The following is a 21,571-nucleotide window of genomic DNA, read 5'->3' as shown; positions in this document are numbered from 1 at the left end:
GTGGCGCGCGGGCCGGTCAGACGGTACGGCGGCGGGCCACGACCACGGCTCCGGCGCCGGCCGCCACGACCACGCCCGAGGCGGCGATCAGGGCGCCGGCCGGGAGGTCGGAGCCGGTGGCGGCGAGGGAGCCCGCGCCACCGGCCGAACCGCCGACGGAGCCACCGGCAAGGCCGCCGGCCGTGCCGCCGCCACCGGTGGTCACGGAGCCGCCCGCCGTGCCGGAACCGCCTGCGGAGCCAGGGAGTTCGGCGTCCTTGTCGAGCGCGACCGCGACGGTCAGCGCGTCGAGCTGCTCACCGGCCTCGTACATGCCGCCGAACGCCTTGGTGCCGTCGGCGGTGAGGGTCGCCGGGATGGCCGTGAGGTTCACCACGCCGTTCCTGGCGGCGAGTTTCCCCTTGGGCAGCTTCAGGTCCGCGACCGCCAGACCGGGATACGTGGAGACCTTCTTGGTCGTGCGGTCCTTGGTGGTCACGTCCGCGGTCAGGGTGCCCCTGGTGCCGTTCACCCGGATCTCCATGCCGGTCAGGGAGAGGTCGAGGGTGTACGCCCCGTTCTCCTCGTGGCCCAGGAAGCGGACCCTGCCGTGGAATTCGGCGTTCAGGGTCTGCTCGGCGGCGTCGAAGCGTCCGGTGGCGTCGGGGAACCGGTAGCCGTCACCGGACGCGGTGGCGCCGGCCGTCGTCTCGGCCCTGCCGTGGGCGATCGGGCCCGTGACGTACGTGCGGAAGGACTTCTTGACGCCCCAGTCCAGGGTGCCGTCGACGATCTCGCCCGGGGTGGCGGCCGGCCTGCCGGTGGCCGTGGCCGTGTCCGAGGGGGACGGGGACGCGGTCGTGGTGGGCTTCGTGCCCGGTCCGGTGGACGGGCTGCCGGTGGGCTCCGTGGAGGGCGTGCCGGTCGGCTCGGTGCCGGGCTCCTGGGTGGGGTCGGTGGTCGGAGGCGTGACCGTCTTCACCGAGAGGGTGGCCGGGTCGAGCGCGTCACCCTCCTTGTACTGGCCGTCGAAGGCCTCGGAGCCCGCCTTCGTCAGCGTCGCCGGGATGTCCTCGAAGACCATCGCGCCGCCCTCGCCCCGGCCCGGCTTCACCGCCGAGAGGTCCAGAGTCGCGAACTCCACGTCGTCGCGGGCGCCCTGCGGTGTCGTCACATCGACGGTGATCGCGCCGCCGGTGCCGCTGGTGGCGAGCTTCACGTCGGAGAGGGTGATGTCGAGGGCGCCGCCGTGGGCGTAGAAGCCGACCCCGCCGGCGAAGGCGGTGTCGGTGCCGTGCGTGGCCGTGTCGTAGGTGCCCCTGCCGCCGGCGAAGGTGAACACCCCGTTGCCGGGCGCCTGGACGGCACCGTCCTTGACGGTGATCTTCCCGCCGGAGAACGGCGAGGCGAGGTACTTGCGGAAGGACTCCTTGACTCCCCACTCCAGTGTGCCGTCCGTCAGCTGCAACTTCGGCGCCGTGGCGGTCGCAGCGGCAGCGGCGGAGCTGTCGGCGGCGAGTGCCGGAAGGGCGAACACGGTGGCGCCGAGGGCGGCCGCGGTGGCGACTGCGGCGGCGAGGGCTATGGGGCGGCGGGTGGCTGCCATGGTCGTTGGTCTCCTCGGGAACAGGGGGCGGGACGGGGGGACGGGGGTCTAGTCGTTGTTCTGGGTGCTGCGGCGGCGACGGGCGAGGTACAGCGCGCCCGCCGCGAGGGCGAGCACGCCCGCGCCGCCGAGCGCCGGGTACAGGGCGCCGCCGGAGTCGGCCGCCGTCGCCGCGGCGGGGGTGGTCTTCCCCGCGGACGGGGCGGCCGACGGTTCGGAGGACGGGGCGGGGGCGCTGCCCAGGTCGGGCAGGGCGGGCAGTTCGGCCCCGGACTCGACGGCGACGGCCAGCGAGACGGGGTCCATCGCGGTGCCCGCCCGGTAGAGCGAGCCGAACGCCTCGGCGCCGTCGGCGGTGAGGGTGGCGGGGGCTTCGGTGAGGACGGCGAGGCCGTCCTTCGGTGCGAAGTCCTTCGCGGTGAAGGTGACGAGCGGGACGGCCTCGCGCCGGTCGCCGTCGCTGCGGACGTCGGCCAGGAGCGTGCCCCTGCCCGCCTTCACCCGGACCGCGACGGCCGACAGTTCCAGGTCGAGCCCGTCGGCGCCGGTGAACCGGACGCTGCCCGCGAAGCCGGCGTCCAGGGTCCGCGCCGCCGGATCGTACGTGCCCTTGCCACGCGGGAAGCGGAAGAGCGCCCCGCCGTCCTGGGCGCCTTCGGAGAGGGTCCACTTCCCCTTGCCGATGGAACCGGTGACGTACTCGCGGAAGGTCCGGCGGACACCCCAGTCGACGGCGGCGTCCTCGAAGCGGCCGGCGGCCTCCGCGGTCTTCTTCGGCTGCGGCTTCTTCTCGGGGGACCCGGAGGCCGTGGGCTTCCCGGCCGGGGCGGAGGTGTCCACGGAGAGGCTGACCGGGTCGAGCGGGGTGCCGGCCGGGTAGTAGCCGGCGAAGGCCCTCGCGCCCTGCGAGGTCAGGGTCGCCGGGATGTTGCTCAGGGCGACGGGGGTGGTGCCGCCCTTCATGTCGATCCCGGACAGACCGAGCGTCGCGAGCGGCACCTGGGCGGCCGAGGTCACCCGGCCGCTCCCCCGGTCCTTGCTGACCATGTCGGCGTACAGGGTGCCGCTGCCGCCCGCGATACGGACGGTGGGGCGGCTGATGGTGAGGTCCAGTTCGTGGCCGCCGTCGGATTTCCGGTGGCCGAGGAAGTGGACCCCGCCGGTGAAGCCCGCGGCGAAGGCACCGGTCGCCGGGTCGTAGGAACCGGTGGCGGAGTGGAAGCGGAACTGGCTGCCGCCGAGCGTGGCGGCGCCGCCGGTCAGGCTCCAACTGCCGTTCGCCACAGGTCCGGTGACATAGCTCTGGAAGGAGGACTTGATGCCCCAGTCCAGCCTGCCGCCCTGCACCGTACGTCCCGCGGCCTGCGCGGCGGTGGCCGGGAGCAGGGCTCCGAGCAACGCCGCGAGGAGCGCGACGGCGAGTGCGCGGGCAGGTCTGGACGGCAGCATGGAACCCCTCCGAGGTCTGGAAACTGAGGTAAGGCTAACCTAAGCTATGCAGATCTTGTGGAGGTACCCCTTCCGCCACATCACTCGCGAACCACGACCAACTGCCCACGCACAACGACAGGACGGTGCCCCAGTGCGCTTCTCGCAGGACTTCGCCCCACCGGGCCCCGGCGGCCGGCGGCCGGGGCCCGGCCGGGCCTGGGCCCGTGGACCGCTCGGCGCCCTGGCGGCCGCTCTCGCCCTGACCCTCGTTCTGACGGGCTGCGGCGGCGGCACGGACGGCAAGGCTCCCGCCGCTGCCGGGGCCACCGCCGACCGGGTCGAACCCCTCAGCACCGCGCCGGAGCCGAGGCTGCCCGTCACGGTGGAGTCGGCGGACGGCGCCGAGGTCACCGTCGCCTCGACGGACCGCATCGTTCCGCTGACCGGCGGTCTGAGCGAGATCGTCTTCACGCTCGGCCTCGGCAAGCAGGTCGTGGCCCGCGACATCACCGCCACCTTCGAACAGACGGAGAGCCTCCCGGTGGTGACCCGGGCTCATGACGTCTCGGCGGAGAGCGTGCTCTCGCTGAGGCCGACCGTCGTGCTCGCCGAGACCACGACCGGCCCGGCGGAGGCCATCGACCAGATCCGGGACGCCGGTGTCCCGCTCGTGGTGGTCGAGCCGGCCCGGCAGCTCTCCGACGTCGGCCGCCGGATCGGCACCGTCGCGGCGGCCCTGGGCGTACCGGACTCGGGCGCCGCACTGGAGTCGCGCACCCGGTCGCGCATCGACGCCGTACGCAAGTCCGTGCCCGCCCGGGAGGACGGGCGCGAGAAGCCCCGGGTCGCCTTCCTCTATCTGCGCGGCTCGGCCTCGGTGTATCTGCTGGGCGGCCGGGATTCCGGCGCGAGTTCACTCCTCGAAGCCGCAGGGGCCGTGGACGCGGGCAAGGCTTCCGGACTGAAGAAGGACTTCACCGCCATCACCAGCGAGGCGCTCGCCAAGGCCGCCCCCGACGCCATCCTGGTGATGAGCAAGGGGCTCGCCTCGGTGGGCGGCGTGGACGGACTCGTGAAGATCCCGGGCGTCGCCGAGACCCCGGCCGGGATGGACCGGCGGATCGTCACCGTCGACGACGGGGTGCTGCTGAACTACGGCCCGCGCACCGACCGGGTACTGGCTGAACTGATCGCGCAGCTCTACCCGGAGAACGGGGCGGACCAGTGACCGCCACGTCCCCGGAACGCACCCGGGCCGGTGCCGCCGCGGCGCCGGAGGGGCCGCGGGCACCGAAGCCCCGGCGCTCCTCGTCCTTCGCGCTGACCGCCGGACTGCTCGCCGCTCTGCTGGTGTGCTGTCTGCTCTCCGCCGGGCTCGGGGCGTACCACATCTCGCTCGGCGACGTCCTCGCCTCCGTCCAGCACCGGCTCGGCCTCGGCGGGGCCGCGCTGGACCGGGTCGGCGAGAGCGTGCTGTGGAACGTACGGCTGCCCAGGGTCGTCCTCGCCCTGCTGGTCGGGGCGTCGCTGGGCTGCGCGGGCGCGCTGATGCAGGGGGTGTTCGGCAATCCGCTCGCCGAGCCCGGGGTGATCGGGATCTCCTCCGGTGCCGCGGTCGGCGCGGTCGCCTCGATCGCGCTCGGGCTGAACTTCCTCGGCAACTGGACCGTCACCGTCTGCGCGTTCGCCGCCGGGCTCGCGACCGTGCTGCTGGTGTACGCACTGTCGCGGTCGGGCGGACGGACCGAGGTGGTGACGCTGATCCTCACCGGGATCGCGGTCAACGCCTTCGCGGGCGCGCTGATCGGGCTGTTCATCTTCTTCGCGGACAACGCGCAGATCTCGCAGATCACCTTCTGGCAGCTGGGCTCGCTGGCCCAGGCGACCTGGTCCAAGGTGCTCGCGGTGCTGCCGTGCGCGGTGCTCGGGCTGCTCGTCGCGCCGTTCCACGCCCGGAGACTGGACCTCCTCGCGCTCGGCGAGCGGCCCGCCCGGCATCTGGGGGTCGATGTCGAACGGCTCCGGGTCGTGCTGGTGCTCGTCGTGGCGCTGCTGACCGCCGCCGCGGTGGCGGTCGCCGGGATCATCTCGTTCGTGGGGCTGCTGGTGCCGCATCTGCTGCGGATGGCGAACGGCCCCGGTCATCGCTTCCTCGTCCCGGGCAGTGCGCTCGGCGGCGCCCTGGTCCTGGTGGTGGGCGATCTCGCGGCCCGCACCGTCGCCGCCCCCGCCGAGCTGCCGCTCGGTGTGCTGACCGCGTTTTTCGGCAGCCCGTTCTTCTTCTGGCTGCTGCGCAGGACCCGTCGCAAGCAAGGTGGTTGGGCATGAGGGCCCCGAGGAATCCGTTCCGGGTGCGCGTACGGCGTCTGCTGCCCGCGCCCGTCTCCCCCGGCTCCCCCGTCGCCGAGGCACGCGGCCTGCGGGTACTGCGGGGGCGGCGGCCGGTGCTCGACCGCATCGCTCTGACCGCGCACGCGGGCGAGGTGCTGGCCCTGGTGGGGCCCAACGGGGCGGGCAAGTCGACCCTGTTGGCGGCACTGGCGGCCGATCTGCCCGCGGACGGCGGCGAGATCCGGATCGACGGGCACCCGGCCGACGGCTGGTCGGCGGCCGAACTGGCGCTGCGCCGGGCCGTGCTGCCACAGTCCGCCGCGCTGTCGTTCCCGTTCCCGGTGGAGGACGTCGTACGGATGGGCCGGGCGCCGTGGGCCGGTACGGAGCGGGCGGAGGAGGACGATCCCGCCGTCGCCGCGGCGATGGCGGCGACCGAGGTCACCGGGTTCGCCGCGCGTCCCTTCTCCGCCCTGTCCGGCGGCGAACGGGCCCGGGTCGCACTGGCCAGGGTGCTGGCGCAGCGCGCCCCGCTGCTGCTGCTCGACGAGCCGACGGCCGCGCTCGATCTGCGCCATCAGGAGCTGGTGCTGCGGATCTGCCGGGAGCGGGCCGCCGCCGGGGACGCGGTCGTCGTGGTGCTGCACGATCTGGGCCTCGCGGCGGCGTACGCGGACCGGGCGGCCGTGCTGCACGACGGGCGGATCGCGGTGGCGGGGCCGCCCGCCGAAGTGTTCACCGGCGAGCTGCTCGGCGAGGTCTACCGGCAGCCGGTCGAGGTGTTCCCGCATCCCCGGACCGGGGCGCCGCTCGTCATGCCGACACGAGAGACTTGACCATTGCTTGACCTTTCCATGGGGTGCCCATGGATCACCCGTGACCACCTCGTTCCCGGGCGTCCGGGATGAGAGCTGAATCACTGCACGGGTGGGTATTGCTCAGGTAAGCCTCGGTTAAGTTAGGTCCGCCTCACCTGCCTTTGTCCGAATCTTCACCCGCTTCTCCTTCGTCCTCATGTGGAGCCCGTATGCGAGCCGTTCGTTTCTCCGTCGTCACCGCTGCCGCCACGGTGGCCGCTCTGACCGCCGTCACGGGCTGCGCAGAGAAGAGCGACGGCAAGGGCGACGGTGCCCTGCAGGTCGTCGCGAAGGACGACTCCTGCGAGCTGTCGAAGAAGAAGCTTCCGGCCGGTCACGTCGAGCTGGCCGTGGAGAACAAGGGCTCCAAGGTCACCGAGGTCTACGTACTCTTCCCGGACGACCGCATCGTCGCCGAGCGCGAGAACATCGGCCCCGGCACCAAGGCCACCATCACGGCCGAGATCAAGGCCGGTTCGTACGAGATCGCCTGCAAGCCCGGCATGAAGGGCCATGGCATCCGGCAGAAGTTGGAGGTCACCGGCGGCAACGCGGTCAAGCGCAGCCCCGAGATGGACAAGGCCGTCGCGGAGTACCGCACCTACGTCCAGGCCCAGGCCGACGAGACGCTGCCGAAGGCGAAGAAGTTCACGGACGCCGTCGCCGCCGGTGACATCGAGGCCGCCAAGAAGCTCTACGCCGACTCCCGGCTCGGCTGGGAGCGCACCGAGCCGGTCGCCGAGTCCTTCGGCGACATCGACCCGAAGGTCGACATCCGCGAGGACGGCCTGGAGAACGGCCAGAAATGGACCGGCTGGCACCGCCTGGAGAAGGCGCTGTGGCAGGACAAGAAGCTGGGTGCCGAGGAGAAGGCCCTCGCCCCGGCCCTCTACAAGGACCTGCTCGACTGGCAGAAGCGGGTCGGCACGGCGGACATCAGCCCGACCTCGATGGCCAACGGCGCCAAGGAGCTCCTCGACGAGGTCGCCACCGGCAAGGTCACCGGTGAGGAGGAGCGCTACAGCCACACCGACCTCGTCGACTTCAAGGGCAATGTCGAGGGTGCCGAGAAGTCCTACGAGCTGCTGAAGCCGATCGCCTCGAAGAACGACGCGGCGCTGACCAGCACCCTGGACAAGCGCTTCGCGGAGCTGAACACGCTGCTGGACAAGTACCGCAAGGACAAGAGCTCCTACGAGTTCACCTCGTACGAGAAGGTCGGCAAGGCGGACCGCAAGGAGCTTTCGGACGCGGTCAACGCGCTGGCCGAGCCGCTGTCCCGGCTCGCCGCCGCGGTGACGAAGTGACGAGCGGGAAGGCTCCGGTGATGACCGATCAGACACAGGCCGAAGAAACCCCCGCGGAGACCTCCGGTCCCGCCCCGTCCCGCCGCGCGCTGCTCGGCTGGGGCGGCGCGGGTCTCGCGCTGGGCGCCGTCGCGGCCGGCGGCGCGGTCGCCGCGGTGCGCACGGGGAGCGATCCGGTGCCGGCCGCGGACAGCGGTGCGGCCGTGCCGTTCCACGGTGCGCACCAGGCCGGCATCGCCACCGCCGTACAGGACAGGCTGCACTTCGCCGCGTTCGACGTGACGACGAAGGACCGCGGCGAACTGATCGCGCTGCTCAAGGAGTGGACGCGGGCGGCGGAGCGGATGACGGCCGGTCACGCGGTCGGCGACGGGGCGTACGGCGGCCTCGCCGAGGCCCCGCCGGACGACACGGGCGAGGCGCTGGGGCTGAAGCCGTCCCGGCTCACGCTCACCATCGGCTTCGGGCCCTCGCTCTTCGCCAAGGGCCGGTTCGGCCTGGAGGACAGGCGTCCCGAGGCGCTCGTCGATCTGCCGAAGTTCCCCGGCGACAACCTCGACGCGGCCCTCAGCGGCGGCGACCTCTGCGTCCAGGCGTGTGCGGACGACCCGCAGGTCGCGGTGCACGCCATCCGCAACCTCGCCAGGATCGGCATGGGCCGCACCGCGGTCCGCTGGTCCCAGCTGGGCTTCGGCAAGACGTCCTCGACCACGCCGGACGCCCAGACCCCGCGCAACATGATGGGCTTCAAGGACGGCACCCGGAACATCTCCGGCACCGACACCGCCGCCCTGGACAAGCATGTGTGGGTGGGCGAGAAGGACAAGGCGGGCTGGATGACCGGGGGTTCGTACCTGGTGGCCCGGCGCATCCGGATGCACATCGAGACCTGGGACCGTGCCCCGCTCCAGGAGCAGGAGGACATCTTCGGCCGCGACAAGGGCGAGGGCGCCCCGGTCGGCAAGTCCAAGGAGCGCGACGAGCCGTTCCTGAAGGCGATGCTGCCCACCGCGCATGTGCGCCTGGCCCACCCGGACAGCAACGACGGTGCGACGATCCTGCGCCGCGGCTACTCCTTCACCGACGGCACGGACGGCCTCGGCCGGCTCGACGCCGGGCTGTTCTTCATCGCCTACCAGCGCGACACCCGCAAGGCGTTCATTCCGCTCCAGCGGCGCCTGGCGGCGCACGACGCGCTCAACGAGTACATCCAGCACGTGGGTTCGGCGCACTTCGCCGTCCCGCCGGGCGTCCGCGACAGGGACGACTGGTGGGGCCGGGCACTGTTCTCGTAACGGGCCGAAGCAGAAAAGGAGAACGGAAACGTGTTCAGCAACTTCCTGATCGGCCTGCGCGAGGGTCTTGAGGCCAGCCTGGTCGTCTGCATCCTCATCGCCTATCTGGTGAAGACCGGCAACAGGGACAAGCTGGTGCCGATCTGGACCGGTGTCGGGATCGCGGTCGTCGTCAGCCTGGCGTTCGGCGCCGGACTGGAATTCGGTTCGCAGGAGATGACGTTCAAGGCCCAGGAGGCGCTGGGCGGTTCGCTGTCGATCATCTCCGTCGGCCTGGTCACCTGGATGGTCTTCTGGATGCGGCGCACCGCGCGGCACCTGAAGACGGAGCTGCACGGCAAGCTCGACGCGGCGCTCGCGATGGGCACCGGAGCGCTGGTCGCCACGGCGCTCCTGGCGGTGGGCCGGGAGGGCCTGGAGACCTCGCTGTTCGTGTGGCGTGCGGTGCACGCGGCGGACGACGGCTGGCATCCGATGATCGGCGCGCTCCTCGGTATCGCGTGCGCCATCGTGCTGGGCTGGCTGTTCTACCGGGGCGCGCTGAAGATCAACCTGTCGAAGTTCTTCACCTGGACCGGCGGCATGCTGGTGGTCGTCGCCGCGGGCGTGCTCGCGTACGGCGTCCACGACCTCCAGGAAGCGGAGTTCATCGGCGGTCTCCACAACCAGGCGTTCGACATCAGCGCCACCATTCCGCCGGACAGCTGGTACGGCACGCTGCTGAAGGGCACGTTCAACTTCCAGCCCGACCCGACCGTTCTCCAGGTCACGGTGTGGGCGCTGTATCTGATCCCCACCCTCGCGCTGTTCCTCGCCCCGGTAGGGTTCGGACGGTCAGTGGGGGCGACGGATCGGAAGGCGCGGAAAGCAGCGGATGAGAAGCCTGAGGCCGGTTCGGCTGGTGACGGGGCTCGCGACGGCGACGGTGCTGTCCATGACGGCGAGCGGCTGCGTGACGGTGCACGGCGAGCTGGAAGTGGTGCCGGGGGCAACCAGGTCTGAGGCCGCGAAGGCCCTCGCGGACTTCACCACCGCGTACAACGCGGCGGACAAGGCCTACGATCCGGCCCTGGACGCGGACCGGGTGACCGGTCCACTCGGTGCGATCAACCAGGCCGGGCTGAAGGCGCGGCAGAAGAACCATCCGGACGGCAACCCGGACCACTCGCCGCTGGAACTGACCGACGCCCGGTATCTCATCCCGAAGAAGGCCGGCTGGCCGCGGTGGTTCCTCGCGGACACCGACTCCAACCGCGACCAGGACAGCGGGAAGCTGGACAACCGCTGGCTGATCGTCTTCGTCAAGTCCGGGCCCGGCGCCGGGTGGAAGGCTGCCTACCTGTCGGTCGTCGCGCCCTCCCGGATGCCCGCGTTCGCGAAGGACGGCGACGGCCGGGCCAGGCCGGTGGCCGCCGACAGTACGGAACTGGCCGTGGCGCCGGAGGACTTGAGCACCCGGTACACCCAGTACCTGCAGAAGGGCACCCCGGACGTCTTCGCCCCCGGCTCCGCCACCTCGGGCTGGCGGGAGACACGCCGGACCACCCGGCGGGCGGGCTTCTCGTACCAGTACATCGACCAGCCGCTGGACAGCGGCTCGTTCGCCCCGCTCGGCCTGGAGACGGACGACGGCGGGGCGCTGGTCTTCTTCAGCAGCAAGCACTTCGAGCGGCAGACCGCGGCGAAGGGGCTGCGCCCGCCGCTCAACCAGGACGTGGAGGCGCTGCTGACCGGTGAGGTGCGGTCCACCCTCACCAAGGAGCGGATCGCCGGCGAGCTGGTGTACGTCCCGAAGAAGGGCTCGACGAAGGACGGCGGCAAGGTGGTCGTGCTGAACCGGCTGCCGGGTCTGACGGCGGCGAAGGGCTCATGACGGAGCCGGGGCCGCCCGTGACCGGGAACGGCCCCGGCTCTGATCCGCCGGACAGGCCCTAGCGGCTCAGCGGCCAGGCCACCGAGTCGTGGTCGAGATCGCTCTGGTCCGCCTCGTCCGCGTACTGCGCGCACGCGTCGGTGAGCGTCTCCAGCAGGGTCAGCGGATCGGGCAGCGGGTTCTCCGGCCCGCGCACCCATCGCACGTCCAGTTCGCCGGGGAGCCGGGCCGGCGGCAGGAGCACATAGCTGCCGCGGCAGTGCCACCGCAGTCCCGGATGTTCGTCCATGGTCTCGGGGTGGGAGTCGAGCTCGCACGGCCACCATTCGTCCTCGTCCTCGGGCGTACCCCGGGTGGCGGTGAAGAAGAGCATCCGGTCGTCACCGGACCGGGCGACCGGGCCGACGTCGATGCCGGCGGCGAGGAGCCGTTCCAGTGCCTGGGCGCCCGCGGACAGCGGCACGTCGAGCACGTCGTGGATCATGCCGGTCGCGGTGATGAAGTTGGCCTGCGGCTGACTGCGGGCCCAGCGCTCGATCTGGGCCCGGTCGGTGGTGGACTGCGTCTGCCAGGCGAAGGAGATCGGGTGCCGGGCGGGAGTGGGGCAGCCGATGCGTTCGCACGAACATCGGTATCCGACCGGGTGCGCGGCCGGCGCGATCGGCATTCCGGCCTCGGCGACGGCCAGGAGCAGCGCCTCCCGGGCGGTGTCGTCGACCTCGCTCTGCTGCGGTTTGGGTCGGCGTCGAAGCCATTGGGAAAATTTGCTCTCTGAGCCGCGATAACGGCCGAAATCGGCGCCCATCTATCCCCTTACCTCAGCGTTGCCCCAACCATGGTCCCACCATCCTGCGCCTCGGGTGGCCGGAGTTCCGAAGCGGGGTACGGGCGACGATGCCGCGAGCTGGGCACTATGCCACTTCTTGTCAGGAAATGACGGGTGCTTCTCAGGGTGCCAGTCCGCGCAGGGCGTGGTCGACGATCGCGTCCGCGTACTCATGGGTGAGCGGGAGGGTGCGCAGCAGCCAACGGTGGGTGAGCGGGCCGACGAGAAGCTCCAGGGCGGTCCGCGGGTCGATGTCGGCGCGCGCCTGGCCCGCCTCCTGGGCGGCGCGCAGCCGTGCGGCGTAGAGCTGGAGCGAGGGTTCGAGCAGTTTCTGGACGAATTCGGCGCCGAGCCGCGGGTCGACGATCCCCTCGGCGGCGAGCGCCCTGGTCGGCGCCTCGAAGGCGGGGTCGTTCAGCTCGTCGACGGTGGCCCGCAGGACGGCCTTGAGGTCGGCCGCGAGATCACCGGTGTCGGGGAACGCCTGCGTCCCGTCCGTACCGCTCTGCCCGGCGGCCCGCTCGCCGAGGCCCACGAAGGCCTCCAGGAGGACGGCCGCCCTGGAGGGCCACCAGCGGTAGATCGTCTGCTTCCCGACCCCGGCCCGCGCGGCGATGGCCTCGATGGTGGTTCTCGGGTAGCCCACCTCCGCGACCAGGGCGAGCGCCGCATCGTGGATCGCGCGGCGCGCGCTCTCGCTGCGGCGGCTGGCGTCGGGCGGCCGGTTGTCTGCCATGCCGGTCAATCTAGCAGCGGAACGAGGCGATACGTATCGTCTCCCGGTTGCACGGGAACCACCCGATCGGATCACTGCGCGCGGGCCCGGGAGAGCGGACCATGGGCTCACGCACGCACCCGTGCGATGTCCCGGCAGGCAACCCCTGCCTTTCGTGAGGAGGCTTCATTGCCCACCCGTCACCCGACCCCCGCCCCTCACGGAGGCGCTTCGCGCCGCACCTCCTGCCGTCGGGCCACCCCCCGCCGCTACCTGATGTGTGCTCCCACGCACTTCAGGGTGACGTACTCCATCAACCCCTGGATGGACCCCAGCAAGCCCGTGGACCTCCCCCTGGCCCAGACCCAGTGGGAGGACCTGCGCGACCGGTACCGCGCCCTCGGGCACACCGTGGAGCTGATCGCCCCCCGCCCCGAGCTGCCCGACATGGTGTTCGCCGCCAACGGCGCCACCGTCGTCGACGGCCGGGTGCTGGGGGCCCGCTTCGCGTACCGGGAGCGGTACGAGGAGGCCGGGGCCCATCGGGACTGGTTCCGGGCGAACGGTTTCACCGAGATCCATGAACCGGACCACGTCAACGAGGGCGAGGGCGACTTCGCGGTCACCGCCTCGTACGTCCTGGCCGGGCGGGGCTTCCGGTCCAGTCCGCTCTCGCACGGCGAGGCGCAGGAGTTCTTCGGGCGGCCGGTGATCGGGCTCGATCTGGTCGACCCGCGCTACTACCACCTGGACACGGCGCTTTCGGTGCTCGACGACGCGGGCGACGAGGTCATGTACTACCCGGGCGCCTTCTCGCCGGGCAGCCGGGCGGTGCTGGCCCGGCTCTTTCCCGGTGCGCTGATCGCCGAGGAGGCGGACGCCGCGGCGTTTGGCCTGAACGCGGTGAGCGACGGTCTGCACGTGCTGCTGCCGCAGGCCGCGACGGGGCTCTTCGACCCGCTGCGGGCGCGGGGCTTCGAGCCGGTGCCGATAGACCTGGGCGAGCTGCTCAAGGGCGGCGGCAGCGTGAAGTGCTGCACGCAGGAGCTGCGGGGGTGAGCGGGCCGGCCGCCCTCAGCCGTGCTCGCCGGGCGGCCACTCGTCGCCCCACGCGACGTCCCGGGCGGCCCGGTACAGCTCGCCGTGCCGCTTGGTGACCGTGGCACGCCGCAGGGCCTCGTCGCGGGTGCACAGGTCCAGCAGCACCTGCCCCTTGCGGATCTGGGGCTTGCGGGTGATCCGCGCCGGGACGGGCTCCGTCCCGAAGCGGGTCGCCACGACATAACTGAACTTCTCGTCCTCGTACGGCAGTGAGCCGCCCTTGACCTGCCGGTGCAGCGAGGAGCGGCTGACCCGGGCCGAGAAGTGGCACCAGTCCGTGCCCGGCTCGATCGGGCAGGCCTCGCTGTGCGGGCAGGGCGCGGCGACCTTCAGCCCGGCGGCGATCAACCGGTCGCGGGCCTCGATGATCCGGGCATAGCCGTCCGGGGTGCCCGGTTCGACGACCACGACCGCCTGTGCCGCGGCCGCGGCGGTGTCGACGAGGGCGGCGCGGACGTCGGCCGTCAGCTCCTTGAGTACGTAGGAGACGGTGATCAGGTCCGTGGGCGCGAGCTCCTGGCCCGCGCCGATCCGGGCCCGGCGCCACTCGGCGGCGCGCAGGGCGGGGACACCGGAGAGCCGGGCCAGTTCACGGCCGAGGGCGAGTGCGGGTTCGGCCCAGTCCAGCACGGTGGTGCGCGGCCCCTCCCAGGTCCCTGCCACGGCCCAGCTCGCCGCTCCGGTGCCGCCGCCGATGTCGGTGTGCGTGGCGGGCGCCCAGTCCGGGGCGGCCTCCTGGAGCGCGGCGAGGGCGGCCCGTACCGCTTCGAAGGTGGCGGGCATCCGGTACGCGGCGTACGCGGCGACGTCGGAACGGTCGCGGAGCACCGGCGCATCGGTCGGGGTGGTCCCGCGGTAGTTGGCGATGAGCCGTTCGACGGCCTGGGCGGCCTGCTTGGGCGGCAGCCCGTCGAGCAGTCCGGCCAGCGCCGCGCGCAGGTCTTCCGCGGTGGGGAGGGTGGCGTTCACCGACGAATTGTAGGCAAAGGCGGACCACCTGCTTCCGCGCCGGCGTCGGCACCGAACCGCAACCCTTCCGAACTGCCCCGGCACCTGCGCAAGTTGCTACGCTGACCGCCGCGAGGTCGGGATTGCCCATCGAGGGGAACCATGAGACAGAAGATCGTGCGCCTGGTTCTGGTCGGCGGAGTGCTCGTGCTTGTCATGCTTCTCCTGCTCGCCACGTGCGGCAGCGGTGAGAAGCACGAGGACGAGCCCGGGAAGCAGACCAGGAAGAACCCGACCCAGGTGACTCAGCTCACCGTTCCCGCCGCGTACACGACGGAGCACGGCTGGGAGCTCATCGGCACCTCGCCCGACTACGCGATCTCCCGGACGACGGGCCGTCTCGCCTATCTGGTACGGGAGTCGGAGACCAAGTACCGGCTGCGGACCATCGACGCCAAGACGGGGCAGGCCGCCTGGCACGGCGAGAGCTGGCGGCCCCCGTCCCCGCACCAGTTCCCGAAGCTCCTCCAGGTCACCGTGGACGACCACGAGTACTTCGTGACCTGGGCGTACGGGAAGGTCGGCGAGAACGCGCTGACCCCCGCCGACACGATCGTCTCGCTGGACGTCTACGACGTGGAGGACGGCTCCCGGCGGCGCGTCGAGGTGCCGTGGAACTCCGTGCCCACGGTCTCCACCACCGGCCCCGGCATCCTCATCAGCGACGGCCGGACGAACAGCGCGGTGGTCGACCCGGTGACCGGCCGGGTGTCGAAGGTCGCGGCCTCCTCGCTCAAGTACCCGAAGGGCTGCAAGACCTGCAAGCAGCTCACCGAGGTGCGCGGGCTGACGCAGAAGGGCCTGCTGGTCAGCGGGTCCAAGGAGTTCTGGGTGCAGGGCGGCTGGTTCAGCCGCAATATCGCCCCCAAGGGCACGGACCGGCAGAGCGGAATCCCGACGTCGGTGATCCCGGGTGTGCTCCTGGCGAAGTGGCAGCTCGCGAAGGGCGCCAAGCGGGCCACCACCCACGACATGTGGGCGGTGCACGACGTGGAGACGGGCAAGCCGCTGGCCTCGGTGGAGTGCAGCAAGCCCGCGATAAAGCCGGGCCAGTACCCGCAGCTCGTCTCCGCACCCTCGGGCTCCTACCTGGTGGCCGGTCCGCTCGCCTTCGACCTGGCCACGAAGCGGGGGTTCTGCTTCGAGGGCGCGGACGGCGCGAAGCCGCTGACCCTGGCCTCCGTGAACGACGAGGGCACCGCGTACGGCGCGGCGAGCGCCCGCAACGCGACGGACGTCCTGGCCGGCGGCGGCGCCCCGGTCGCGGTCGCCGTCAGGAGCGGTTCGACGGGCGCCCTGCCCTCGAACGTCCGGGTTCCGGGCATGGAGACCGCGGACGGCGTCGGCCTGTTCCGCTGGACGGACGAGAAGGACCGCCCGCACCTGATCGGCTACCCGAGGTCGTCGTAGCGGCGCGGGGCGGCGGGGCCGTGGTCCGGCCCCGCCGCCCTGCCACAAGCCCCGCGGCACAGGACCCGCGTCACGATGCGCGCGTCACGTCGTCCGCTGCCAGGGCCGGCACAGCCCGAGGAAGCAGGTCATCGCAAGCACCGCGCAGACCAGCTGGACGACGGCCATCGGGACGGCCGTGTCCTCGCCCGCGATCCCGACGAGGGGTGAGGCGATGGCGCCGACCAGGAACGACGAGGTGCCGAGCAGCGCGGAGGCGGAACCGGCGGCGTGCTTCGTGCGCATCAGGGCCTGCGCGTTCGTGTTCGGCATCGCCATCCCCATCGCCGACATCAGTACGAACAGCCCGGCGGCGACCGGGGCCAGGCCCACTTCCCCGAAGACCCCGGTCGTCATCAGCAGCAGCGCGAACGCGGCGAGCGTGATGACGCAGAGCCCGAAGGCGAGCGCCTTGTCCAGGCTGACCCGGCCGACCAGCAGCTTGCCGTTGATCTGGCCGACGGTGATCATGCCGACCGAGTTGACGCCGAAGAGCAGGCTGAAGGTCTGCGGCGAGGCCCCGTAGATCTCCTGCATGACGAACGGCGATGCGCTCACGTACGAGAAGAGGGCGGCGAAGGCGAGGCTGCCCGCGATCATGTAGCCGGTGAAGACCCGGTCGGCGAGCAGTCCGCGCATGGTCCGCAGCGCGTCGCCGAGGCCGCCGTCGTGCCGGTCCTGCGGGGGCAGGGTCTCGCCCAGCCACTTCCAGACGACAAGGGTGAGCACGAGGCCGACGACGGTGAGGACGGCGAAGATTCCGCGCCAGTCGGTGAACCGCAGCACCTGTCCGCCGATGAGCGGGGCGACGATCGGCGCGACGCCGGAGATCAGCATCAGGGTGGAGAAGAACCTGGCCATCTCCACGCCGTCGTACATGTCGCGCACCACGGCACGGGCGATGACGATGCCCGCCGCACCGGCCAGGCCCTGGAGCAGGCGGAAGCCGATGAGAAGCCCGGTGGTGGGTGCGAAGACGCACATCGCGGTGGCGAGGACGTAGATCATCATGCCGAGGAGCAGCGGCCTGCGCCTGCCCCACCGGTCACTGAGCGGTCCGACGACGACCTGTCCGAGCGCCAGGCCGGTCAGGCACGCGGTGAGGGTGAGCTGGACGGTGGCGGCGGGGGTGTGCAGGGACTCGGTGACCGCGGGCAGCGCGGGCAGGTACATGTCCATGGAGAGCGGCGGGACCGCGGTGAGACCGCCGAGGACGAGGGTGACGAGAAGTCCGGTGCGCCGGGCCGCCGGGACGGCCGGTGGACGGGCTGGGGTGCCGGTGGTTCCGGGCTCGGTGGCCCTGGTCCCGGCGGTCGGTATGTGTGTGCTTTCCTGCTGGGCCCGGCTTGCGCCGCTCTCCGGCATTCTCATCTCCATGTCGTTGAATCCGCATCTATGCTCTCAGCTCAGCCGGACTGGTCGAGACCTCTTGGGGAGCAGGCATGACAGGCATGAGCGGCACTGTGCGGTGGGGTGTCCTGGCGACCGGCGGTATCGCCGCGGCGTTCACCGAGGATCTCCGGTCGATGCCGGACACGGAAGTGGTGGCCGTCGCATCTCGGACGGATGCCTCGGCGCAGGCGTTCGCCGAGCGGTTCGGGATACCCCGGGCGTACGGCAGCTGGGCCGCGCTCGCCGCCGACGCCGAGGTCGATGTGGTGTACGTCGCGACGCCGCACTCGGCGCACCGGGAAGCGGCGGCGCTCTGCCTGGAGGCCGGGAAGCACGTGCTGTGCGAGAAGGCGTTCACGCTCAACGCGCGGGAGGCGGACGCGCTGGTGAAGCTCGCCCGGGACCGGGGCCTGTTCCTGATGGAGGCCATGTGGACGTACTGCAACCCGGTCGTCCGGCGCATGACGGAGCTGGTGCGGGACGGCGCCATCGGCGAGATCCGCTCCGTGCAGGCCGACTTCGGGCTCGCGGGGCCCTTCGGTCCCGAACACCGGCTGCGCGACCGGGCGCTGGGCGGCGGCGCGCTGCTGGACCTCGGGGTCTATCCGGTGTCGTTCGCGCACCTGCTGCTGGGTGAGCCGGACCGGGTGCAGGCCGACGCGGTGCTCTCCCCCGAGGGCGTCGACCTGCACACCGCGATGCTGCTGGGCTGGTCGGAGGCGGGCGCCTCGGCGCTGCTGAACTGCTCGATCGTCGCGGACACCCCGCAGACCGCCGCGGTCACGGGCACGAAGGGCCGGATCGAGTTCCCGCGCGGCTTCTTCTACCCGGAGCGGTTCGTGCTGCACCGGCCCGGACACGAGCCCGAGGAGTTCACCGCCGAAACCCCCGAAACCCCCGGAGCCGCCGGGGCGGCCGGGGCGGGGCTGCGCGGCCTGCAGTTCGAGCAGGCCGAGGTGGTGCGGGCGCTGCGGGCGGGCGAGACGGAGTCGCCGCTGGTGCCGCTGGACGGTTCGCTCGCCGTGATGCGGACGCTCGACGCGGTACGTGACCGCATCGGCGTCCGCTACCCGGCCGACGACCTCGACTGACCGGGCCGTCCGGGAGGGGCCTCACGCAGGCGTGAGGCCCTGGTTCCCGACCTCGGTGACGAACGACGCGGCCGTCGCGAGGGGTGCGCCGGGCGTGGTGACGGCGGACACCGTGCGGTAGTCGGCGCGCGCCTGCTCGCGGCCCAGCGTGACGACGGCGTATCCGCGCCGGCCGTTGAAGAACTTCATGTGCGGGTTGGCCTGCATCTGGTTGTTCCAGCTGCCGGGCCTGTCCGAGCCGTCCTTGCCGCTGGTGATGGAGGTGGCGACGATCTCCGTGCCGACGGTGCGGGACGAGGGGTCGTCGAAGTCCTTCTTCAGGTCGAAGGCGTAGCCGACGTGCACATCGCCGGTCAGCACCATCAGGTTGTCGGCCCCGGCGGCCTCGGCGCCCTTCAGGACGCGGCTGCGGGAGGCGGGGTAGCCGTCCCACGCGTCCATGGACAACTTGAAGGCATCGGTGGGCACATCGCGCCGCTGGGCGAAGGTGACCTGCTGCGGCACGACGTTCCAGGTGGCCTGCGAGGCGTGCCAGCCGTCGATCAGCCAGCGCTCCTGGGCGGCACCGGTCATGGTGCGCGACGGGTCCTGGGACTCCGGTCCGGGCGTCTGCCAGCCGTCGCCGTAGGCCTGGTCGCTGCGGTACTGGCGGGTGTCGAGGATGTCGAACTGGGCGAGCCGGCCGAACCGCAGGCGCCGGTAGAGCTTCATGTCCGGTCCGATGGGGCGCTGCGGAACACGCAGCGGCTGGTTCTCCCAGTACGCTCGGTACGCGGCGGCGCGGCGCAGCAGGAACTCCTCGGGCGGGACGTCGTTCTCGGGGGTGTCGCCCGCGTAGTTGTTCTCGGTCTCGTGGTCGTCCCAGGTGACGACGAAGGGGTGTGCGGCGTGGGCGGCGCACAGATCGGGGTCGGACTTGTAGAGGGCGTACCGCAGCCGGTAGTCCTCCAGCGTGACCGTCTCCCGGTTGAAGTGGGCGGGGAGCCTGCGGTCGGTGTGGTTGCGGGCTCCGCCGGTCGCGTTGACGGCGTACTCGTAGAGGTAGTCGCCGAGGTGGAAGACGACGTCGACGTCCTCCTGGGCGAGGTGCTTGTACGCGGTGAAGTAGCCGTCGTGGTACGCCTGGCAGGAGACGGCGGCCAGGCTCAGCGAGCTGTTGCGGGCACCGGGGGCGGGGGCGGTGCGGGTCCGGCCGACGGGGCTGGTCCACGTTCCGGTGCGGAAGCGGTAGTAGAAGACCCGGTCGGCTTCGAGGCCCTTGACCTCGACGTGGACGCTGTGGTCGAACTCCGGGTGGGCGGTGGCCGATCCGCGCCGTACGACACGGGAGAAACGCTCGTCGCGGGCGAGCTCCCAGCGCACCTGCACCCGGGCCCGGGGCAGTCCGCTGCCGGGCTCGTAGGGGCGCGGTGCGAGTCTCGTCCACAGCAGGACCGAGTCGGGAAGCGGGTCGCCGGAGGCGACGCCAAGGGTGAACGGGTCGTCGCCGATCTTCCTGGCGTCCAGCTCGGCGGCGCTCGCGGTGCCCGCGACGGGCAGGTTGACCGAGAAGGCGAGCGCGGCGGCTGCGCCGGTGACGGTGAGGAAGCGGCGGCGCCCGACCTGCTTGGCGGCGGCGCGCATCTCCTGCCGGTACGACGATTCTGTCATCTGGCCCTCCCCTGGCTGGTGGTGTACGCGGGCAGTCCACCGGCTCAGCGCATCGAGCGGCTGTCGTGTTCGCGTCGCTCGGGCGTCGCGGGGATGAGGAATGCGGCAGCAATGCGTTCGCGGGGACAAAACGCGCATCCACGACGGGGCGACGATCGCTTTCGCCGGCCGACCGGAGCGTGAACACGCCGCCCTCTGGGCCGCCTTGAGCCCATGCGGCCTCACGCGCATCCCGGGAGGGAGGGCGGGGCGTACGCTGCGGCCCCATGAGCGACAAACTGTTGGATTCCGCTGCGAAGACGGCGGTGGTGACGGGTGCGGGTTCCGGAATCGGCCGCGCGGTGGCGCTCGCCCTGACCGGCGCCGGCTGGTCGGTGGCGCTCGCGGGACGGCGTCCGGAACCCCTCGCCGAGACCGCCGCGTTGGCCGGGGAGAACGCCCGGGTGATCACCGTCCCCGCCGATGTGTCCCGCCCGGAGGACGTGAGCGCACTCTTCTCCTCGGTACGGGAGTGCTTCGGCCACCTCGGCCTGCTCTTCAACAACGCTGGTACGTTCGGCCCGCGTTCCGTCCCGGTGGAGGACCTCTCGGTGGCGGACTGGCGCTCGGTGGTGGACGTGAACGTGACGGGCGCGTTCCTGTGCGCCCGGGCGGCGTTCCGGCTGATGAAGGACCAGGACCCGCAGGGCGGCCGGATCATCAACAACGGCTCGGTCTCGGCCCACGCGCCGCGCCCCCACTCGGTCGCGTACACCACGACCAAGCACGCCATGACGGGGCTGACGAAGTCGCTCTCGCTGGACGGGCGCCCGTACCGGATCGCCTGCGGGCAGATCGACATCGGCAACGCGGCCACGGACATGACCGAGCAGATGCGGACCGGCGTCCTCCAGGCCAACGGCGAACTCGCGGTCGAGCCGGTGATGGCGGCGGCGGACGTGGCCCGGACGGTGCTCCACATGGCGGAGCTGCCGCTGGAGGCGAACATGCAGTTCGCGACGGTCCTGGCGACGGCGATGCCGTACGTGGGGCGCGGCTGACGGGAAGCACCCCGACCAGCACCCGGCGCGGGCGGCCACCCCGTGCGCCGGGGCGCCGCCGCGCCGCCGTGACCGGCCGGCCGGTCACGGCCGGGGCCTTTCGTCCGGATCGGGGCCTGGCAGGCTGAGCACCATGGACCAGCAGAACACCCCCGGCCACGAGGACCAGGACCGCGGCACCTGGAGGACGATCGACCAGCTGCACGGCTGGCTCGACGCGGAGACCGGCATCCCGCCCGAGCAGGATCTGCTGCTGCGGATGCTGAAGCTGTCGGAGGAGGTGGGCGAGGTCGCCCAGGCGGTCATCGGGGCGACCGGCCAGAACCCGCGCAAGGGCACCACCCACTCCTGGCAGGACGTGGAGGCCGAGCTCTGCGACGTCATCGTGACGGCGATGGTCGCGCTGCGCACCCTCACCCCCGACGCGGCGGCCGTCTTCGACCGGCATGTACGACGCGTCGCGACGCGTCCGCGCTCCCCGCTCGCCCCGTCCCGGCAGGCCCCCGGCACCGCGCCCCGAACGAGGACCACGGGGCATGGCGGGGCGGCAACGGGTGGCTGAACAACGGGCGACCATCGCTTGGGGCTACGATCACGGGCACCGCAGCGAGACCAGGAGT

19 protein-coding genes are annotated in these 21,571 nt (G+C 72.0%); 12 read left to right on the top strand and 7 right to left on the bottom strand.

Annotation, left to right across the window (positions count from 1 at the left end; genetic code table 11):
• Positions 1–16: 16 nt before the first annotated feature.
• Together IE107_RS06635 and IE107_RS06630 are read right to left on the bottom strand one after the other, a co-directional pair.
• Complete coding sequence (locus IE107_RS06635; protein ID WP_189541986.1) at positions 17–1,585, bottom strand: HtaA domain-containing protein; 1,569 nt, start codon at positions 1,583–1,585, stop codon at positions 17–19.
• 48 nt (positions 1,586–1,633) lie between these two features.
• Positions 1,634–3,034: an HtaA domain-containing protein gene (locus IE107_RS06630; protein ID WP_189541984.1), complete on the bottom strand. Its 1,401-nt coding sequence runs from the start codon at positions 3,032–3,034 to the stop codon at positions 1,634–1,636.
• 133 nt (positions 3,035–3,167) lie between these two features.
• Here IE107_RS06630 and IE107_RS06625 point away from each other — a divergent pair, with 133 nt between their 5' ends.
• From IE107_RS06625 to IE107_RS06595, 7 genes are all read left to right on the top strand, one after another.
• Positions 3,168–4,244, top strand: coding sequence for a heme/hemin ABC transporter substrate-binding protein (locus IE107_RS06625; RefSeq protein ID WP_189541982.1), 1,077 nt, complete (start codon positions 3,168–3,170; stop codon positions 4,242–4,244).
• The gene (locus tag IE107_RS06620; RefSeq protein ID WP_189541980.1) at positions 4,241–5,344 is read left to right on the top strand and encodes a FecCD family ABC transporter permease; all 1,104 of its coding nucleotides are present in this window, start codon (positions 4,241–4,243) and stop codon (positions 5,342–5,344) included. Before IE107_RS06625 ends, IE107_RS06620 begins: the two co-directional genes overlap by 4 nt.
• Complete coding sequence (locus IE107_RS06615) at positions 5,341–6,183, top strand: heme ABC transporter ATP-binding protein (RefSeq protein WP_189541978.1); 843 nt, start codon at positions 5,341–5,343, stop codon at positions 6,181–6,183. Before IE107_RS06620 ends, IE107_RS06615 begins: the two co-directional genes overlap by 4 nt.
• 191 nt (positions 6,184–6,374) lie before the next feature.
• The gene (efeO, locus tag IE107_RS06610) at positions 6,375–7,511 is read left to right on the top strand and encodes an iron uptake system protein EfeO (RefSeq protein WP_189541976.1); all 1,137 of its coding nucleotides are present in this window, start codon (positions 6,375–6,377) and stop codon (positions 7,509–7,511) included.
• Between the two features lie 20 nt (positions 7,512–7,531).
• Entirely contained in the window at positions 7,532–8,806 is a 1,275-nt protein-coding gene (gene efeB / locus IE107_RS06605; RefSeq protein ID WP_189541974.1) for an iron uptake transporter deferrochelatase/peroxidase subunit, read from the top strand.
• 30 nt (positions 8,807–8,836) lie between these two features.
• Positions 8,837–9,808, top strand: coding sequence for an iron uptake transporter permease EfeU (efeU, locus tag IE107_RS06600; protein ID WP_189541972.1), 972 nt, complete (start codon positions 8,837–8,839; stop codon positions 9,806–9,808).
• Positions 9,741–10,679, top strand: a complete 939-nt coding sequence (locus tag IE107_RS06595; RefSeq protein ID WP_189542144.1) for an SCO2278 family lipoprotein — start codon at positions 9,741–9,743, stop codon at positions 10,677–10,679. The genes efeU and IE107_RS06595 overlap by 68 nt, the downstream gene beginning before the upstream one ends.
• Before the next feature lie 58 nt (positions 10,680–10,737).
• Here the strand turns inward: IE107_RS06595 and IE107_RS06590 are convergent, their stop codons facing one another.
• Both IE107_RS06590 and IE107_RS06585 read right to left on the bottom strand, forming a co-directional pair.
• Entirely contained in the window at positions 10,738–11,484 is a 747-nt protein-coding gene (locus tag IE107_RS06590) for a bifunctional DNA primase/polymerase (RefSeq protein WP_189541970.1), read from the bottom strand.
• A 142-nt stretch (positions 11,485–11,626) separates the two neighbouring features.
• Positions 11,627–12,241, bottom strand: coding sequence for a TetR/AcrR family transcriptional regulator (locus IE107_RS06585; RefSeq protein ID WP_189541968.1), 615 nt, complete (start codon positions 12,239–12,241; stop codon positions 11,627–11,629).
• 168 nt (positions 12,242–12,409) lie between these two features.
• Here IE107_RS06585 and ddaH point away from each other — a divergent pair, with 168 nt between their 5' ends.
• Positions 12,410–13,279: a dimethylargininase gene (gene ddaH, locus IE107_RS06580; protein ID WP_373302402.1), complete on the top strand. Its 870-nt coding sequence runs from the start codon at positions 12,410–12,412 to the stop codon at positions 13,277–13,279.
• 15 nt (positions 13,280–13,294) lie between these two features.
• Here ddaH and IE107_RS06575 read toward each other — a convergent pair whose 3' ends face one another.
• Positions 13,295–14,290 (bottom strand): small ribosomal subunit Rsm22 family protein, encoded by a 996-nt coding sequence (locus IE107_RS06575; RefSeq protein WP_189541967.1) that lies wholly within the window; start codon positions 14,288–14,290, stop codon positions 13,295–13,297.
• Between the two features lie 141 nt (positions 14,291–14,431).
• On the opposite strand from IE107_RS06575, the gene IE107_RS06570 reads away from it, so the two are divergent.
• The gene (locus IE107_RS06570; RefSeq protein ID WP_189541965.1) at positions 14,432–15,739 is read left to right on the top strand and encodes a hypothetical protein; all 1,308 of its coding nucleotides are present in this window, start codon (positions 14,432–14,434) and stop codon (positions 15,737–15,739) included.
• Positions 15,740–15,823: 84 nt separating this feature from the next.
• Here IE107_RS06570 and IE107_RS06565 read toward each other — a convergent pair whose 3' ends face one another.
• The gene (locus IE107_RS06565; protein WP_189541962.1) at positions 15,824–17,143 is read right to left on the bottom strand and encodes a multidrug effflux MFS transporter; all 1,320 of its coding nucleotides are present in this window, start codon (positions 17,141–17,143) and stop codon (positions 15,824–15,826) included.
• A gap of 86 nt (positions 17,144–17,229) precedes the next feature.
• Here IE107_RS06565 and IE107_RS06560 point away from each other — a divergent pair, with 86 nt between their 5' ends.
• The gene (locus IE107_RS06560) at positions 17,230–18,261 is read left to right on the top strand and encodes a Gfo/Idh/MocA family protein (RefSeq protein WP_189542140.1); all 1,032 of its coding nucleotides are present in this window, start codon (positions 17,230–17,232) and stop codon (positions 18,259–18,261) included.
• A 21-nt stretch (positions 18,262–18,282) separates the two neighbouring features.
• On the opposite strand, the gene IE107_RS06555 is transcribed toward IE107_RS06560, so the two are convergent.
• Positions 18,283–19,911 carry an alkaline phosphatase D family protein gene (locus IE107_RS06555; RefSeq protein WP_189541960.1) on the bottom strand — a complete coding sequence of 543 codons (1,629 nt, stop codon included), beginning with the start codon at positions 19,909–19,911 and terminating at the stop codon, positions 18,283–18,285.
• Positions 19,912–20,177: 266 nt separating this feature from the next.
• Between IE107_RS06555 and IE107_RS06550 the strand changes: the two genes are divergently transcribed.
• Positions 20,178–20,951, top strand: a complete 774-nt coding sequence (locus IE107_RS06550) for an SDR family oxidoreductase (RefSeq protein ID WP_189541958.1) — start codon at positions 20,178–20,180, stop codon at positions 20,949–20,951.
• Between the two features lie 133 nt (positions 20,952–21,084).
• Positions 21,085–21,513, top strand: a complete 429-nt coding sequence (locus tag IE107_RS06545; RefSeq protein ID WP_229866725.1) for a MazG-like family protein — start codon at positions 21,085–21,087, stop codon at positions 21,511–21,513.
• The last annotated feature ends 58 nt before the right edge of the window (positions 21,514–21,571 follow it).

Origin of the sequence: Streptomyces gelaticus, assembly GCF_014649535.1 — a bacterium.
GTDB lineage: Bacteria > Actinomycetota > Actinomycetes > Streptomycetales > Streptomycetaceae > Streptomyces > Streptomyces gelaticus.
This window is presented reverse-complemented; position numbering and strand designations above follow the sequence as displayed.

Coding starts and splice junctions, on each gene's coding strand:
- IE107_RS06635 (WP_189541986.1), bottom strand. CDS start 1,585: ATGGCAGCCACCCGCCGCCCCATAGCCCTCGCCGCCGCAGTCGCCACC.
- IE107_RS06630 (WP_189541984.1), bottom strand. CDS start 3,034: ATGCTGCCGTCCAGACCTGCCCGCGCACTCGCCGTCGCGCTCCTCGCG.
- IE107_RS06615 (WP_189541978.1), top strand. CDS start 5,341: ATGAGGGCCCCGAGGAATCCGTTCCGGGTGCGCGTACGGCGTCTGCTG.
- efeO (WP_189541976.1), top strand. CDS start 6,375: ATGCGAGCCGTTCGTTTCTCCGTCGTCACCGCTGCCGCCACGGTGGCC.
- efeB (WP_189541974.1), top strand. CDS start 7,532: ATGACCGATCAGACACAGGCCGAAGAAACCCCCGCGGAGACCTCCGGT.
- IE107_RS06595 (WP_189542144.1), top strand. CDS start 9,741: ATGACGGCGAGCGGCTGCGTGACGGTGCACGGCGAGCTGGAAGTGGTG.
- IE107_RS06590 (WP_189541970.1), bottom strand. CDS start 11,484: ATGGGCGCCGATTTCGGCCGTTATCGCGGCTCAGAGAGCAAATTTTCC.
- IE107_RS06585 (WP_189541968.1), bottom strand. CDS start 12,241: ATGGCAGACAACCGGCCGCCCGACGCCAGCCGCCGCAGCGAGAGCGCG.
- IE107_RS06570 (WP_189541965.1), top strand. CDS start 14,432: ATGAGACAGAAGATCGTGCGCCTGGTTCTGGTCGGCGGAGTGCTCGTG.
- IE107_RS06565 (WP_189541962.1), bottom strand. CDS start 17,143: ATGCCGGAGAGCGGCGCAAGCCGGGCCCAGCAGGAAAGCACACACATA.
- IE107_RS06560 (WP_189542140.1), top strand. CDS start 17,230: ATGAGCGGCACTGTGCGGTGGGGTGTCCTGGCGACCGGCGGTATCGCC.
- IE107_RS06555 (WP_189541960.1), bottom strand. CDS start 19,911: ATGACAGAATCGTCGTACCGGCAGGAGATGCGCGCCGCCGCCAAGCAG.
- IE107_RS06550 (WP_189541958.1), top strand. CDS start 20,178: ATGAGCGACAAACTGTTGGATTCCGCTGCGAAGACGGCGGTGGTGACG.
- IE107_RS06545 (WP_229866725.1), top strand. CDS start 21,085: ATGGACCAGCAGAACACCCCCGGCCACGAGGACCAGGACCGCGGCACC.